This window comes from Burkholderia sp. 9775_39 (assembly GCF_015712225.1).
Classification (GTDB): Bacteria; Pseudomonadota; Gammaproteobacteria; order Burkholderiales; family Burkholderiaceae; genus Burkholderia; species Burkholderia cenocepacia.
In genome coordinates this window covers 206926-222675 of record NZ_JACCQC010000006.1, presented here as the reverse complement: position 1 = coordinate 222675, position 15750 = coordinate 206926, and the positions used below count along the sequence as shown (strand labels likewise).

10 protein-coding genes are annotated in these 15750 nt (G+C 68.4%); 6 read left to right on the top strand and 4 right to left on the bottom strand.

Features of this window, described 5'->3' with window-relative positions:
* Positions 1 to 38: 38 nt before the first annotated feature.
* Positions 39 to 4082, top strand: coding sequence for a translocation/assembly module TamB domain-containing protein (locus H0X90_RS10850; protein ID WP_077188822.1), 4044 nt, complete (start codon positions 39 to 41; stop codon positions 4080 to 4082).
* A 91-nt stretch (positions 4083 to 4173) separates the two neighbouring features.
* Here H0X90_RS10850 and metG read toward each other — a convergent pair whose 3' ends face one another.
* Positions 4174 to 6330: a methionine--tRNA ligase gene (gene metG, locus H0X90_RS10845; protein WP_006493649.1), complete on the bottom strand. Its 2157-nt coding sequence runs from the start codon at positions 6328 to 6330 to the stop codon at positions 4174 to 4176.
* Between the two features lie 379 nt (positions 6331 to 6709).
* Positions 6710 to 7357, bottom strand: a complete 648-nt coding sequence (locus H0X90_RS10840; protein ID WP_006485420.1) for an OmpA family protein — start codon at positions 7355 to 7357, stop codon at positions 6710 to 6712.
* A gap of 351 nt (positions 7358 to 7708) precedes the next feature.
* Between H0X90_RS10840 and apbC the strand changes: the two genes are divergently transcribed.
* The 5 genes from apbC (at position 7709) to H0X90_RS10815 (ending at position 13417) form a co-directional block, all read left to right on the top strand.
* Positions 7709 to 8800, top strand: a complete 1092-nt coding sequence (gene apbC / locus H0X90_RS10835) for an iron-sulfur cluster carrier protein ApbC (RefSeq protein WP_006485416.1) — start codon at positions 7709 to 7711, stop codon at positions 8798 to 8800.
* A gap of 133 nt (positions 8801 to 8933) precedes the next feature.
* Positions 8934 to 9470 (top strand): superoxide dismutase [Cu-Zn], encoded by a 537-nt coding sequence (gene sodC, locus H0X90_RS10830; RefSeq protein ID WP_077188823.1) that lies wholly within the window; start codon positions 8934 to 8936, stop codon positions 9468 to 9470.
* A 195-nt stretch (positions 9471 to 9665) separates the two neighbouring features.
* Positions 9666 to 10235, top strand: a complete 570-nt coding sequence (dcd, locus tag H0X90_RS10825) for a dCTP deaminase (RefSeq protein WP_006398615.1) — start codon at positions 9666 to 9668, stop codon at positions 10233 to 10235.
* 81 nt (positions 10236 to 10316) lie between these two features.
* Positions 10317 to 12596, top strand: a complete 2280-nt coding sequence (locus tag H0X90_RS10820; RefSeq protein WP_006497175.1) for an arginine/lysine/ornithine decarboxylase — start codon at positions 10317 to 10319, stop codon at positions 12594 to 12596.
* A complete protein-coding gene (locus H0X90_RS10815) occupies positions 12596 to 13417 on the top strand; it encodes a lysozyme inhibitor LprI family protein (RefSeq protein WP_077188824.1) in 822 nt (273 codons plus the stop codon). Before H0X90_RS10820 ends, H0X90_RS10815 begins: the two co-directional genes overlap by 1 nt.
* A 79-nt stretch (positions 13418 to 13496) precedes the next feature.
* Here the strand turns inward: H0X90_RS10815 and H0X90_RS10810 are convergent, their stop codons facing one another.
* Together H0X90_RS10810 and argH are read right to left on the bottom strand one after the other, a co-directional pair.
* Positions 13497 to 14180 (bottom strand): HAD family phosphatase, encoded by a 684-nt coding sequence (locus tag H0X90_RS10810; protein WP_077188825.1) that lies wholly within the window; start codon positions 14178 to 14180, stop codon positions 13497 to 13499.
* A gap of 96 nt (positions 14181 to 14276) precedes the next feature.
* A complete protein-coding gene (gene argH / locus H0X90_RS10805) occupies positions 14277 to 15686 on the bottom strand; it encodes an argininosuccinate lyase (RefSeq protein WP_006484010.1) in 1410 nt (469 codons plus the stop codon).
* Positions 15687 to 15750 lie beyond the last annotated feature (64 nt).

Sequence of the window (15750 nt, the reverse complement as noted above, 5' to 3'; positions counted from 1 at the left end):
GCCCTATTGACGACCTGACGACCCGCACGACGAACCGCATGACGAAGGACCCGCACGACACGCCGCCGCCTCACGATCCGGATTCGCCCGACGGTGCGCCCGACACGCCGCCGCGCGCGCCGCGCCGTGGCCGTGCGTGGCGTGTCGTCGCGTGGACGCTTGCGACGGTCGTGCTGCTCGTCGTGCTGGTAGTGGGGCTCGTGGCCGGCGCTGTGACGACCGAGCGCGGGACGCGACTCGCGTGGCAGGTGGCCGGCAAGGTGCTCGGGACACGGCTCGCGGGCACGCTCGAAGGCGGCTCGCTCGCGACCGGCGTGCGGTTGCGCGGGTTCGCGTGGACCAGCCCCGACGGCACCGGCACCGAGGTCCGCATCGACCGGCTCGACGGCCGCTGGGCACTGACGCGTGCGCCGTGGCGGCTGTCCATCGCCTATCTGCGCGCCGGCACGATCGACGTGCGGATCGCGCCGGGGCCGTCGACGCCGAGTACGACGCCGCAGGACCTGAGCCTGCCGCTGCAGGTGCGGATCGACGACCTGCGCGTCGATCGCCTCGCGATTCACGAAGGCGGCTCGACGACGCAGCTCGACCATCTCGCGCTGAACGGCCGCAGCGACGGCCGTCACCATGAACTCGTGCTCGACGGCGTCGATACGCCGTACGGCGCGCTGACCGCGCGCGCGAAGCTCGACGGGGTGAAGCCGTTCGCGCTGACGGGCGAAGCCACCTACGCAGGCAAGCTGTCCGACGAAGCGGTCGACGCGCGGGCCCGTGTGTCGGGCTCGCTGGAGGCGCTCGTCGCCGAGGTCGACGCGAGCGGGATGAAGCTGAACGGGCGCGCGCACGTCGAGGCTGCGCCATTCGGCACGGTGCCGCTCACGCGTGCGTCGCTCGCGTTCGACCACGTGAATCCGCAGGCACTGTCGCCCGGCGCGCCGGCAGCCGATCTCGCGGTGCGCGCCGAACTCGCACCAGTGACCGCGCCGGCAGGCTCGGCGCCCGCGAAGGGCTTCGCGGTGACGGGCCCGGTGTCGATCGTCAACGCGAAACCCGGTACGCTCGGCGACCATCTGCTGCCGGTGATCGACGCGCATGCGACCGTGCATCTCGACGCGCACGCGCAACGGATCGACGGCCTCGCGCTGAAGCTGATCCGCGACGGCAGCGTGACGGGCGGCGGCACGCTCACGGGCGGCAAGGGCCGCTTCGACCTGAAGGTCGCGAACCTCGACCTGAACGCGTTCGTCGCCGAACTGCGGCCGATGCGCCTCGGCGGCCCGCTCGGCGTGACGCTCGCGGGCGACGTGACGACCGTCGATTTCAACCTGAACGATCCGAAGCTCGCGCTGGGCGCGCGCGCCAAGGTCGCGCTCACGCAGCAGCAGACCGTGCTGACCGATATGCGCGTGACTGCGGCCAAGGGGCGCATCGACCTGACGGGCGTGTTCCGCCACGACGCGCACTCGAGCTACGACGCGAAGGCGACGCTGACCGCGTTCGATCCGCTGCTGCTCGCCGCGACGAGCGCGCCGAAGGCGGGCGGCGGCAAGGCGCCGGCGAAGGCCGCCAGGGCCCCGGCCAAGCGCGGCGAAACGCGCGTGTCGGGCACGCTGACCGCGTCGGGCGCGTTCGCGCCGCAGGTGTCGACGAAGGCGACCTTCAAGCTCGCCGACAGCCTGTACGACGGCGTGCCGCTGACCGGCGCCGGCGTCGTGCAGCTCGCCGGCTCGCGCATCCTGCCGGGCAACGCGAACCTGTCGATCGCCGGCAACCACGTCGACCTGCGCGGCAGCTTCGGCGCACCCGGCGACCGGCTGCGCTTCGTCGTCGACGCGCCGCAGCTCGACCGCCTCGGCTTCGGCATCGAAGGGCTCGTGCAGGCGCAGGGCGACCTGACCGGCAGCTTCGCGCATCCGAACGTGACGGCGACCTACAAGGCCGAGCACGTCGTCGTCGGCTCGAACCGGATCGGCACCGCCCAGGGCCGCGCGGACATCCGCGACGGCGCGCACGGCGCGCTCGTGTTCACGGCCGACGCGGCCGACATCGCGCTCGGCTCGTTCAAGCTGAAGTCGTTGCGCGCGAACCTCGACGGCACGCGCGCGAAGCACACGCTCGACGCGTCGGCGCTCGGGATGGCCAGCGGCCGCGTGATCGACCTGACGCTCGCGGCGAACGGCGGCGTGGTCGAGAGCCGCGACGGCATGCGCTGGGACGGCACCGTCACGCGTCTCGCGAATCGCGGCACGCCGGCGCTCGCGCTGCAGGCGCCGCTGACGATATCGGCCGGCGCCGGTCGCGTGACGCTCGGCGCGACGCGGCTCACGCTCGAAGGCGCGGCGATCGACCTGAAATCGTTCGTGTTCGATCGCGGCCAGATGCGCTCGGCGGGCACCGTGACCGGCGCATCGGTCGCGCGTTTCCTCGAGGTGCGCCAGGCGCTGACCGGCCAGCGGCCGCCGGTGCGGACCGACGTCGTGCTCGATGCCGACTGGGATTTCTCGCTCGGTGCGAACGCGACGGGCCACGTGCAGGTGAAGCGCCGCGGCGGCGACGTGACGATCGAGAGCGGGCGCGGCATCGCGTCGCTCGGCCTGACCGATCTGTCCGCCCGGGCGAGCTTCGCGCCCGGCAACCGGCTCAACGTGACGGCGCTCGCGAAGGCGAGCCGGATCGGCACGCTCGACGCGAACGTCACGGTGCCGTTCGCGTTGCGCGACGGCGTGTTCGGCATCGTCGACGACGGTCCGCTGTCGGGCCGCATCGATGCCGACATCCCGGCGCTGAAGACCACCGGCAACCTGTTCGGGCCGAGCTACCTGCTCGGCGGGCGCGCGGCGCTGAAGCTGACGGTTTCCGGCACGCCGGTGAAACCGAACCTGTCGGGGACGCTGACGGGCGACGAGCTGTCCGCGACGCTGATCGACCAGGGCGTGCAGCTGAAGGACGGCATCGTGCGCGTGAAGCTGTCGGACAACCTCGTCGAATTCCAGCAGGTCGAATTTCACGGCGGCGACGGCACGCTGCGCGCGCTCGGCCGCGTGCGCCTCGACGGCGAGGCGCCGGACCTGACCGCGAGCATCGTCGCGGACAAGCTCGAACTGTTCGCGGCGCCCGATCGCAAGCTGTCGCTGTCGGGCAAGGCCACCGTCGCGAACGACGGGCCGCGCGGCGCGCTGTCGATCGACGGCAAGTTCGTGGTCGACCGCGCGCTGTTCGACCTGCCCGAGCAATCGGCGCCGCACCTGTCGGACGACGTCGTGATCGTGCAGCCGGACGGCACGGTGCGCGGCGAGACGCCGACCGGCACCGCGGTCGCGAAGCCGAAGGCGGTCGAGGACAAGCCGGCGCCATCGCTCGCGCCGCGCGCGAACATCGACGTCGGGCTCGGCAACAACTTCCGCTTCAAGGGGCACGGCGCGGATCTGGGGCTGCGCGGCACGATCACCGTGATGAGCGCGCCGGGCGTGCCGCTGCGCGCGGTCGGCAACGTGCGTGTGACCGAAGGTTCGACGTACACGACGTTCGGCCGCAAGCTCGCGATCGAGAACGGCTTCTTCACGTTCAACGGCCCGGTATCGAACCCGGGCGTCAACATCCTCGCGATGCGGCGCAACCAGGAGGTCGAGGCCGGCGTGCAGGTGACGGGCACGATCCAGTCGCCGACCGTCAAGCTCGTGTCGGAGCCGAACGTCACCGACAACGAAAAGCTGTCGTGGCTGCTGTTCGGGCACGGCACCGACCAGGGCAACAACGTCGGCCAGCAGGGCGCGATGACGGCGGCGCTCGGGCTGCTCGGCAGCGTGACCGGCAAGCGCGTCGCGCAGACCTTCGGCCTCGACGAGGTGTCGGTCGGCCGCAGCGAAGTCGGCCTGACCGATCCGCAGGTCGTGCTGGTGTCGAAGGCGATCAACGAGCGGTTCGTGCTCGGCTTCGAGCAGGGGCTGCAATCGGCGAGCAACGCGTTCAAGGCGACGATCAACCTGACGCGCTTCTGGTCGGTGTCCGCGTACGGCGGCACGTTCCAGGGCGTCGACCTGAACTACACGCGGCGCTTCGATCGCTGGTTCGGGCAGCGGTGACGGCGGACGCGGCTTACCGGGCAGCGATAAAAAAGCCCCGCACGATTCGACATCGTGCGGGGCTTTTTTGCGCCGGCAGCGCGCGTTGTGCTTACTTCACGCGCATGCCGGGCTTCGCGCCGCTGTGCGGTTCGAGGATGTAGAGGCCCGGTTCCGCCTTCTCGTCGGTGGCCGACGCGGCGAGCACCATCCCTTCGGACAGGCCGAACTTCATCTTGCGCGGCGCGAGATTCGCGACCATCACGGTCAGCTTGCCGACGAGCTGCTCGGGCTGGTACGCGGACTTGATGCCCGAGAACACGTTGCGGGTCTTTTCCTCGCCGACGTCGAGCGTGAGCTGCAGCAGCTTGTCCGACCCTTCGACCGCCTGGCACGCGACGATCTTCGCGATGCGCAGGTCGATCTTCGCGAAATCGTCGATCGAGATCGGCGCGTCGTCGGCGCCGTTCACGACGGCCGGCTTCGCGTTCGCCTTGGCGTTGCTCTTCGCGTCCTTCGCAGCATTGGCGCCGCCGGCGGCCGCGCCGGCTGCATCGGCCTGCAGCGAATCGCGGTTCGCGGCGAGCAGCGCTTCGATCTGCTTCGCATCGACGCGCGTCATCAGGTGCTGGTACGCCTTGATCGGCTGCGCCGACGACAGCGGCTTCGCGGCATCGGCCCACGCGAGCGGCGCGATCCCGAAGAACGCCTCGACCGCTGCGGCGACGCGCGGCATCACCGGCTTCAGCGCGAGCGACAGCAGGCGGAAGGCCTCGAGGCTCACGCTGCAGGTTTCGTGCAGCGCGACCGCGTTGGCCGGATCCTTCGCGAGATCCCACGGCTTCGCGCCGTCGACGTATGCGTTCACTTCGTCCGCGAGCTCCATCGTGTGGCGCAGCGCGCGGCCGTATTCGCGCGCTTCGTAGCTCGCGGCGATCTGCGGAATCGCATCGCGCAGCTTCGCGACGAGCGGATGATTCATCGCGCTGTCCTGCACGCGGCCGTCGAAACGCTTGATCAGGAAGCCGGCCGCGCGGCTCGCGATGTTCACGTACTTGCCGACGAGATCGCTGTTCACGCGCGCCTGGAAGTCGTCGAGGTTCAGGTCGATGTCTTCCATCGTCGCGTTCAGCTTCGCGGCGAAGTAGTAGCGCAGCCACTCCGGGTTCAGGCCGGTGTCGATGTAGCTCTGCGCGGTGATGAACGTGCCGCGCGATTTCGACATCTTCGCGCCGTCGACGGTCAGGAAGCCGTGCGCGAACACGTTGGTCGGCGTGCGGTGGCCCGAGAACTCGAGCATCGCGGGCCAGAACAGCGTGTGGAAGTACAGGATGTCCTTGCCGATGAAGTGGTACTGCTCGGCCTTCGAGCCGGGACGGATCCACGCATCGAAATCGATGCCGTTGCGCTCGCACAGGTTCTTGAAGCTCGCGTAGTAGCCGACCGGCGCATCGAGCCACACGTAGAAATACTTGCCGGGCGCGCCCGGAATCTCGAAGCCGAAGTACGGCGCGTCACGCGAGATGTCCCAGTCGGCGAGCTTGGCTTCGCCCGCGTCGCCGAGCCATTCGCGCATCTTGTTGGTCGCTTCGGGCTGCGCGAGGCCGCTCACCCATTCGCGCAGGAACGATTCGCAGCGCGGGTCGGACAGGCGGAAGAAGTAGTGCTTCGAGGTCTTGCGCACCGGCGTCGCGCCGGACACGACCGAATACGGGTTCAGCAGTTCGGTCGGCAGGTAGGTCGAGCCGCACACTTCGCAGTTGTCGCCGTACTGGTCCTTCGCGTGGCACTTCGGACACTCGCCCTTGATGAAGCGGTCCGGCAGGAACATTTCCTTGACCGGATCGTACGCCTGCTCGATTTCGCGCTCGGCGATCAGGCCGGCCTCCTGCAGCGCGAGATAGATCTTCTCGCTCAGCACGCGGTTCTCGTCCGAATCGGTCGAGTAGAAGTTGTCGAACGACACGCCGAAGCTGTCGAAGTCGCGCTTGTGCTCGGTCCACACGCGGTCGATCAGCTGCTTCGGGGTCAGGCCTTCCTTCTCCGCGCGCAGCATGATCGGCGTGCCGTGCGTATCGTCGGCGCCGATGTAGTAGACCTCATGGCCATGCATTCGCAGCGCCCGCACCCAGATGTCGGTCTGGATGTACTCGACCAGGTGGCCGATGTGGATCTGCCCGTTGGCATAGGGCAGTGCGGACGTAACGAGGATCTGGCGGCTGCCTTGCGGCGCCGCAGCCTGCACGGAAGTGAGGTCGGATGCGGACATAGGGTCTGGAGAAGAACAGCGGGAAAAACGACGGGAAACTGCGATTCTAGCAGGGGCGCGGGCCAGCGCGGCGGGCCGGCGCCGCGGACCGGGCGGCGGAAGGGACGAGGCCGCACACGCGGCATGCCCGGCGACGTTGTGCTGCAGCGCAGCACGAATTCTCCGGGCAAAAAAAACCGGGGCGGATACGGCCCCGGAGCAACAACGACAAGAGGAGAATGGTGACGCGCCGGCAACACCAGCCGCGTACCGTAAATACTGACCACGGCCTGCGACAGAAGTTCGAAAATTTTTTCGATTTGTTACCGGCCCCGCCCAAAGCCTTGCCAGGCGGGGCTGTGCGGGCAGGCTGCCCGCACGATTCCTCTCGTGGTCGCGCTTACTGATGCTGTTGCGGTGCGCGCAGGTAGATCTCGACGCGGCGGTTCTGTGCGCGGCCGGCTTCGGTCGCGTTGTCCGCGATCGGGTTCGATGCGCCCATGCCTTGCGCCGACAGGCGGCCGCCGTTCACGCCGCGCTGCACGAGCGCGTTCACGACGCTTTGCGCGCGATTCTGCGACAGCGTCTGGTTCAGCTGGGCCGAGCCCGTGCTGTCCGTGTAGCCGACGATCGATGCCGTCACTTGCGGGTTCTGGTTCAGCGTCGTCGCGAGGTCGTTCAGCAGCGGCGTGAACGCCGGCGTGATCGCGTACTGGTTCGTCGCGAACGTGACCGAGCTCGGCACGTTCAGCTTCAGCGAGCCGTCCGGCTGCTCGGTCACCTGCGTGCCCGTCTGCGCTGCCGACGGTGCGAGCTTGTTCTTGATCGCTTGCCAGTTGTAACCCGTCACGCCACCGACCAGTGCGCCGACGCCCGCGCCGATCGCCGCGCCCTTGCCGCCACCGGCCAGCGCGCCGATCCCTGCGCCCAGCGCCGCACCCGTGCCGGTGCCGACGGCCGTATTGTTGCCTTGCTGCGTGGCGCAGCCTGCCAGCAGTGCGCCGGCGAGTGCGAATACGGACAGGCGAGTCGCGATTTTCATGTTCATCTTGGATTCCTCTCTTGGTTGAACGAGTCGACAACGACGACAAACAACAGTTACGGCTCCCTGCGCGGGCCGTCCGAAAAAGGAAGGCCGGCCTGCGCTCGCGGCAGCCGCCGAGGCGGCGCATGCCCTGTCCGTCAGCGTGGCTGTTCGGACAGCGCGACGCGTCAGCCTCTACAATATAGGCGGTTAGTGGCCGATTTGGCCCTATAGCGTGCCGCACGCGAAGAGTGCGCCGGGTCGCGCGTTCGCGCAATGGCGTGCAACAGATTCTTTCACTTTTCCCGATTTTCGCAGCGTAATTTGATATTTTTTGACGTTTGCGCGCGAGAAAAACGTTTTCACGGAGTTTCGATGAGCATTGACCGGGCACAAGTCGACGCCGCGCTGGCGGCAGTCGTCGACCCCAATACCGGCCGCCCGTACGCGGCGAACAAGGGCGTGCGCAACGTCGCGATCGACGGCGATGTCGTGGCGCTCGACGTGGTGCTCGGTTATCCGGCGCGCAGCCAGCACGACGACGTGCGTGCACGCGTCGCCGCGGCGCTCCAGGCCGTGCCGGGCGTGCGCGACGCGCGCGTCGCCGTGTCGCAGGAGATCGTCGCGCATACGGTGCAGCGCGGCGTGAAGCTGTTGCCGAATGTGAAGAACATCGTCGCGGTCGCGTCGGGCAAGGGCGGCGTCGGCAAGAGCACGACGGCCGTGAACCTCGCGCTGGCGCTGGCCGCGGAAGGCGCGTCGGTCGGCATTCTCGACGCCGACATCTACGGCCCGTCGCTGCCGACGATGCTGGGCATCCACGGCCAGCGCCCCGAGTCGCCCGACAACCAGTCGATGAACCCGCTGGTCGGCCACGGGCTGCAGGCGAACTCGATCGGCTTCCTGATCGAGGAAGACAACCCGATGGTGTGGCGCGGCCCGATGGCGACGTCGGCACTCGAGCAGCTGCTGCGCCAGACCAACTGGCGCGAGCTCGACTACCTGATCGTCGACATGCCGCCCGGCACGGGCGACATCCAGCTCACGCTCGCGCAGCGCGTGCCCGTCACCGGCGCGGTGATCGTCACGACGCCGCAGGACATCGCGCTGCTGGATGCGAAGAAGGGGCTGAAGATGTTCGAGAAGGTCGGGATTCCGATCCTCGGCATCGTCGAGAACATGAGCATCCACATCTGCTCGAACTGCGGCCACGAAGAGCACATCTTCGGCGCGGGCGGGGCGGAGCGGATGGCGCAGGATTACGGCGTGAACGTGCTCGGCAGCCTCCCGCTCGACATCGCGATCCGCGAGCGCGCCGACAGCGGCACGCCGACGGTCGCGGCCGAGCCGGACGGCGCGCTCGCGCGTCGTTACCGCGACATCGCGCGCGGGGTGGCGCTGGCGATTGCCGAGCGATCGCGCGACATGACGTCGAAGTTCCCGTCGATCGTTGTTCAAAATACGTAAAACCCTTGCGGGGCGGGGCCTCACGCTGTTTACGGCGCCGCGAGGCGCGGTATCATGGCGACTTTTCCCGGGTCCCTTTACCCGCCCGGCGCGGCCGCCGTGTCAAACGGCCGTCAGCCGGCATGAGGATCGAATGAAACAACGACATCACGGCGTGCGCGCCGGCCGCGCGCAGCGCGCGCTGCTGGCCGCCGTCGCGCTGGGCCTGCTGGCCGGCTGTACCTCCTTTTCCTCGTCGCACGAAAAACGGGCCGACGCCCAGCTGCAGCCGACGGTCGGCTCGCAGGCGCGCGGCGCGGTGACGTTCGTCGAGCGCCCGGACGGCGTGCAGGTCACCTACAACCTGGTCGGCCTGCCGCCGAACAGCGATCACGCGCTGCAGGTGCACGAACGCGGCGACTGCAACGCGGGCGACGGCTCGAGCGCCGGCCAGGTGTTCGCGCCGGCCGCCGACCGGCTGCGCGCCGGCGCGCGCGTCGCCGGCGATCTCGGCAACATCCATGCGGATGCGAACGGCGTCGCGGCCGGCTTCATCGTCGCACCCGATCTGGCCCTCGATGGCGTGCGCTCGGCGATGAACCGCGCGGCGCTGGTGCATCGCGACGCGAGCGACCCGGCGTTTGCGCAGCATGGCGCGGGGCCCGCGCTGGCCTGCGGCGTGATCCGTTGACGGCCGCCGCGTGCGCGAGCCGATGATCGCGTAAAATGTCCGCCTTTCCCGGCCGCCGCCTTGCGCGAGCGGCCCTCCCTGACCGTCACGCAGCGTTTCCAGGCGCCCTGATATGAAACGACCCCAACGCTCACTTCGTTCGCTGTCCCCCGAGGGGACGGCCAGCCTCCTCGGGACGGCCCTGCGGAGGCTGGCATGAGCATCAAGTCCGACAAATGGATTCGGCGCATGGCCGAAGAGCACAAGATGATCGAGCCGTTCGTGCCCGATCAGGTCCGCGCGTCCGAGGACGGCCGCCGGATCGTCAGCTACGGCACGTCGAGCTACGGCTACGACATCCGCTGCGCGGACGAATTCAAGATCTTCACGAACATCAACTCGACGATCGTCGATCCGAAGAACTTCGACGAGGGTTCGTTTGTCGATTTCAAGGGCGACGTGTGCATCATCCCGCCGAACTCGTTCGCGCTGGCCCGCACCGTCGAATATTTCCGCATCCCGCGCACCGTGCTCACCGTCTGCCTCGGCAAGTCGACCTACGCGCGCTGCGGGATCATCGTCAACGTGACGCCGTTCGAACCCGAGTGGGAAGGCTACGTCACGCTGGAATTCTCGAACACCACGCCGTTGCCCGCGAAGATCTACGCGAACGAAGGCGTCGCGCAGGTGCTCTTCTTCGAAAGCGACGAGGTGTGCGACGTGTCGTACGCCGATCGCGGCGGCAAGTATCAGGGGCAGCGCGGTGTCACGCTGCCGAAAACCTGATCTGGTTGCATAACGTCTCACCAGTTTCCGGGTGACCGCTGCGCGTGACGCGCCGCGGTCGTTCTTTTTGGAGAATCGCCCATGAAGTTTCGTTTCCCCGTCGTCATCATCGACGAAGATTTCCGCTCCGAGAACATCTCGGGCTCCGGCATCCGGGCGTTGGCCGAAGCGATCGAGAAGGAGGGCGTCGAAGTCCTCGGCCTCACGAGCTACGGCGATCTGACGTCGTTCGCGCAGCAATCGAGCCGCGCGTCGTGCTTCATCCTGTCGATCGACGACGACGAACTCATGCTCGGCGAAACCGGCCCGGACGGCGAGCTGCCCGAGCTCGCGACCGCGATCATCGAGCTGCGCGCGTTCGTCACCGAAGTGCGCCGCCGCAACGCGGACATCCCGATCTTCCTGTACGGCGAGACGCGCACGTCGCGCCATCTGCCGAACGACATCCTGCGCGAACTGCACGGCTTCATCCACATGTTCGAGGACACGCCGGAATTCGTCGCGCGCCACATCATCCGTGAAGCGAAGGTCTATCTCGATTCGCTCGCGCCGCCGTTCTTCAAGGAGCTCGTCAAGTACGCGGACGAAGGCTCGTACTCGTGGCACTGCCCGGGCCACTCGGGCGGCGTCGCGTTCCTGAAGAACCCGCTCGGCCAGATGTTCCACCAGTTCTTCGGCGAGAACATGCTGCGCGCGGACGTCTGCAACGCGGTGGACGAACTCGGCCAGCTGCTCGACCACACCGGCCCGGTGGCGGCGTCCGAGCGCAATGCGGCGCGCATCTTCAGCGCCGACCACCTGTTCTTCGTGACCAACGGCACGTCGACGTCGAACAAGATCGTCTGGCATGCGACGGTCGCGCCCGGCGACATCGTGCTGGTCGACCGCAACTGCCACAAGTCGATCCTGCACGCGATCACGATGACGGGCGCGATCCCCGTGTTCCTGACGCCGACGCGCAACCATTTCGGCATCATCGGGCCGATCCCGCGCGACGAATTCAAGCCGGAGAACATCCGCAAGAAGATCGAGGCGAACCCGTTCGCGCGCGAGGCGCTGCGCGAGAACCCGGACATGAAGCCGCGCATCCTGACGATCACGCAAAGCACGTACGACGGCGTGGTCTACAACGTCGAGATGATCAAGGACCTGCTCGGCGACCTGCTCGACACGCTGCACTTCGACGAAGCGTGGCTGCCGCACGCGACGTTCCACGATTTCTACCGCGACATGCACGCGATCGGCGACGGCCGGCCGCGCACGGGCGCGCTCGTGTTCGCGACGCACTCGACGCACAAGCTGCTCGCGGGCATCTCGCAGGCGTCGCAGATCGTCGTGCAGGATTCGGAGAACCGCACGTTCGACAAGCACCGCTTCAACGAGGCGTACCTGATGCACACGTCGACGAGCCCGCAGTACGCGATCATCGCATCGTGCGACGTCGCGGCCGCGATGATGGAGCCGCCGGGCGGCACCGCGCTCGTCGAGGAATCGATCGCCGAGGCGATCGACTTCCGCCGCGCGATGCGCAAGGTCGACGCCGAGTACGGCGACGACTGGTTCTTCAGCGTGTGGGGCCCGGACAACCTGTCCGAGGAAGGCATCGGTTCGCGCGAGGACTGGATGCTGAAGCCGAACGACCACTGGCACGGCTTCGGGCCGCTCGCGGAAGGCTTCAACATGCTCGACCCGATCAAGGCGACGATCATCACGCCGGGGCTCGACGTCGACGGCGAGTTCGGCGAGACCGGCATTCCGGCCGCGATCGTCACGAAGTACCTGGCCGAGCACGGGATCATCGTCGAGAAGACCGGCCTGTACTCGTTCTTCATCATGTTCACGATCGGCATCACGAAGGGCCGCTGGAACTCGATGGTGACCGAGTTGCAGCAGTTCAAGGACGACTACGACAACAACCAGCCGCTGTGGCGCGTGCTGCCGGAATTCGTCGCGCAGCATCCGCGCTACGAGCGCGTCGGCCTGCGCGACCTGTGCACGCAGATCCACGACGTGTACCGCGCGAACGACATCGCCCGCCTGACGACGGAGATGTACCTGTCGGACATGGAGCCGGCGATGAAGCCGTCGGACGCGTTCGCGAAGCTCGCGCACCGCAAGATCGACCGCGTGCCGCTCGACGAGCTCGAAGGCCGCGTGACGAGCATCCTGCTCACGCCGTACCCGCCGGGTATTCCGCTGCTGATTCCGGGCGAGCGCTTCAACAAGACGATCGTGAACTACCTGCGGTTCGCGCGCGACTTCAACGAGCGCTTCCCGGGCTTCCACACCGACATCCACGGCCTCGTCGCCGAAGAGGTGAACGGCCGCGTCGAGTACTTCGTCGACTGCGTGCGCGACTGATGGCGACGCACGGACGACTCCGGGCGATGCGCGCGGCGCTGGCCGCGCTCGTCGTCTGGACGGCAGGATTGGCGGGGCTCGCGGGCGCGGGCGTCGCCCATGCGGAAGTCGCGGCGGCCGACCCGATCGACGTCGCGATGCGGCAATGTCTCGCGCGGCGCGACCGGTCGTCGCCGGCCGGCCAGATCCAGTGCATGGGCGAAGCGCAGCAGCAGTGGCAGACAGTGATGGACGGCGCGTACCAGCGCCTGTTGAAGGACGCGCCGGCCGACGCGAAGCGCGGCTGGCAGGACAGCCAGCGCCGCTGGCTCACGTGGCGCAAGGACGAAGTGCTGCTGCTGAAGGCCGTGTACGACACGACGCGCGGCACCGCGTATGCGATGTCGAGCGCCGACCTGCAGTTGCAGCCGGTGCGCGATCGCGCGCTGGCGTTGCGCGGGGCGGCCGATCGCTATGCGCCGCCGCCGGCCGCCGTGCCGGTTGCGGCGACGAGCGGTGCGCAGGGCGGTGTGGCTGCGGCGGCCGCGCCGGCCGGTACGAAGCCGGCGAACGCGCCGCGCGAGCCGGCGGTGCGCCGCGTGCGACCGTGCGTGCAGGATGCCGCGTGCGAGCATGCGCTGTTCGACCTGAACCGCTATTACCAGAAGCTGCGCCGCAAGATGCCCGCGCATTCGGCCGGGACGCTCGTGCGCGCGCAGCGCGCGTGGGTGGCGTTCCGCGATGCGACGGCGCCGCTCGTCGGCGAGGACGGACGCGTCGACCTGATCGGTGCGCGCATCGCGACGATGAAGCGGCTGTCGGAGACGGCCGGCAACCGATAAAGGACGCGCCGCTTTCGAGTGGGCGACACGACGAAACGGGCACCCTCGGGTGCCCGTTTTGCATGGCGCGGCGTATTGCCTACGCGATCTGCGACGTGCCCTGCAGCCCGAACCACGACGGCACGAGCGCGACCGCATCGTCGAGCGACGCGAGCACGTGCAGGCTCAGCGCGACGATCTCGGGCGTCGGCGCCTTCAGGTCGGGCACGGTGACGACCGCCGCGCCGGCGCCGGCAGCCGACTGCGCGCCGAAGTCGCTGTCCTCGAACGCGACGCACGCGTGGGCCGGCACGCCGAGGCGCTCGGCCGCGAGCCGGTAGACGGCCGGGTCGGGCTTGCCGCGCGGGACCTCGTCGCCGCCCGCGATCGCGCGGAAGAACGGCAGCACGCCGACCGCGCCGAGCCGCGCGCGGATCACGTCGCCTGCGGACGACGACGCGACCGCGCACGGAATGCCGGCCTGCGCGAGCGCGTCGAGCAGCGCGAATGCGCCGGGTTTCAGCGGAAACTTCGGATGCGGCTCGGGCGCGGCGAGCTGTTCGCGCACGCGGATGCGCACCGCGTCGAACGTAGCGGGGTCGCCGATCAGCCGCGCGAGGATCACCTGGCCTTCGGCGAACGAGCGGCCGACGATCTGCAGGTAGTCGATCTCGGTCAGCACGACGCCGTGCGCATTCGACACGTCGATCCACGTGTTCATGATGGTCCGCTCGGAATCGACGAGCAGGCCGTCCATGTCGAAGAGCGCGGCGGAGAAGGTCATCGGGGGCGTCCGTGAAGCGGGGAGGGCGACGGGCGGCGCGCTGGCCGCCCGAATGAAAAACGGACGCCGAAGGCGTCCGTCCGGAACCGCAAGCCGTTACTTGCCGAGCGCGGCGCGGGCCGCCTTGACGGCCGCACGCACCTGGTCGGGCGCGGTGCCGCCCGGATGGTTGCGGCTCGCGACCGAACCCTCGAGCGTCAGGTAGCCGAAGACGTCGTCGCCGATCAGGTGCGCGACGTTCGGCAGTTCCTGCTTCATTTCGTCGAGCGTCAGGTCGGCGAGGTCGATGCCGCGGTCGTCGCAGATCTTCACCGCGTGCGCGACCGCTTCGTGCGCGTCGCGGAACGGCAGGCCGCGCTTCACGAGGTAGTCGGCGAGGTCGGTGGCGGTCGAGAAGCCCTGCAGCGCGGCCGCGCGCATCGCGTCCGGCTTCACGGTGATGCCGGCGACCATCTCGGCGAAGATCCGCAGCGTGTCGGCGACGGTATCGACCGTATCGAACAGCGGTTCCTTGTCTTCCTGGTTGTCCTTGTTGTACGCGAGCGGCTGGCCCTTCATCAGCGTGAGGAGCGCCATCAGGTGGCCGTTCACGCGGCCGGTCTTGCCGCGTGCGAGCTCGGGCACGTCCGGGTTCTTCTTCTGCGGCATGATCGAGCTGCCGGTGCAGAAGCGGTCGGCGATGTCGATGAAGCCGACGCGCGGGCTCATCCACAGCACGAGTTCCTCGGAGAAGCGCGACACGTGCGTCATCACGAGCGCGGACGCGGCCGTGAATTCGATCGCGAAGTCGCGATCGGACACCGCGTCGAGCGAGTTCGCGCAGATGCCGTCGAAGCCGAGCGTTTTCGCGACCGCGTGACGGTCGATCGGGTAGCTCGTGCCCGCGAGCGCGGCCGCGCCGAGCGGCAGGCGGTTCACGCGGGTGCGGCAGTCGCGCATGCGTTCCGCGTCGCGCGTGAACATCTCGACGTACGCGAGCAGGTGGTGGCCGAACGTGACGGGCTGCGCGACCTGCAGGTGCGTGAAGCCCGGCATGATCGTGTCGGCGTTCTGTTCCGCGAGATCGATCAGCGCGCCGCGCAGGTCGTTCAGCAGGCCGCCGATGCGGTCGATTTCGCCGCGCAGCCACAGGCGGATGTCGGTCGCGACCTGGTCGTTGCGCGAACGGCCCGTGTGCAGGCGCTTGCCGGCATCGCCGATCAGCGCGGTCAGGCGCGCCTCGATGTTCAGGTGGACGTCTTCCAGGTCGAGCTGCCATTCGAATTCGCCACGCTCGATCTCGCCCTTGATCTGCGCCATCCCGCGTTCGATCGCGGCCAGGTCGTCGGCGCTGATGATCTTCTGCGCGGCGAGCATGTTCGCGTGCGCGAGCGAGCCGGCGATGTCGACGAGCGCGAGGCGCTTGTCGAAAAACACCGACGACGTGTAGCGCTTGACCAGCTCCGACATCGGTTCCGAGAAGCGGGCCGACCAGGCCTCGCCCTTTTTGTGCAGTTGGGACGTCATGGCGATTCTTCGAAGGGGAGTTGGGCGGCTGGGCGCCGCCGAGGGAATCTTGCGATTCTAACAT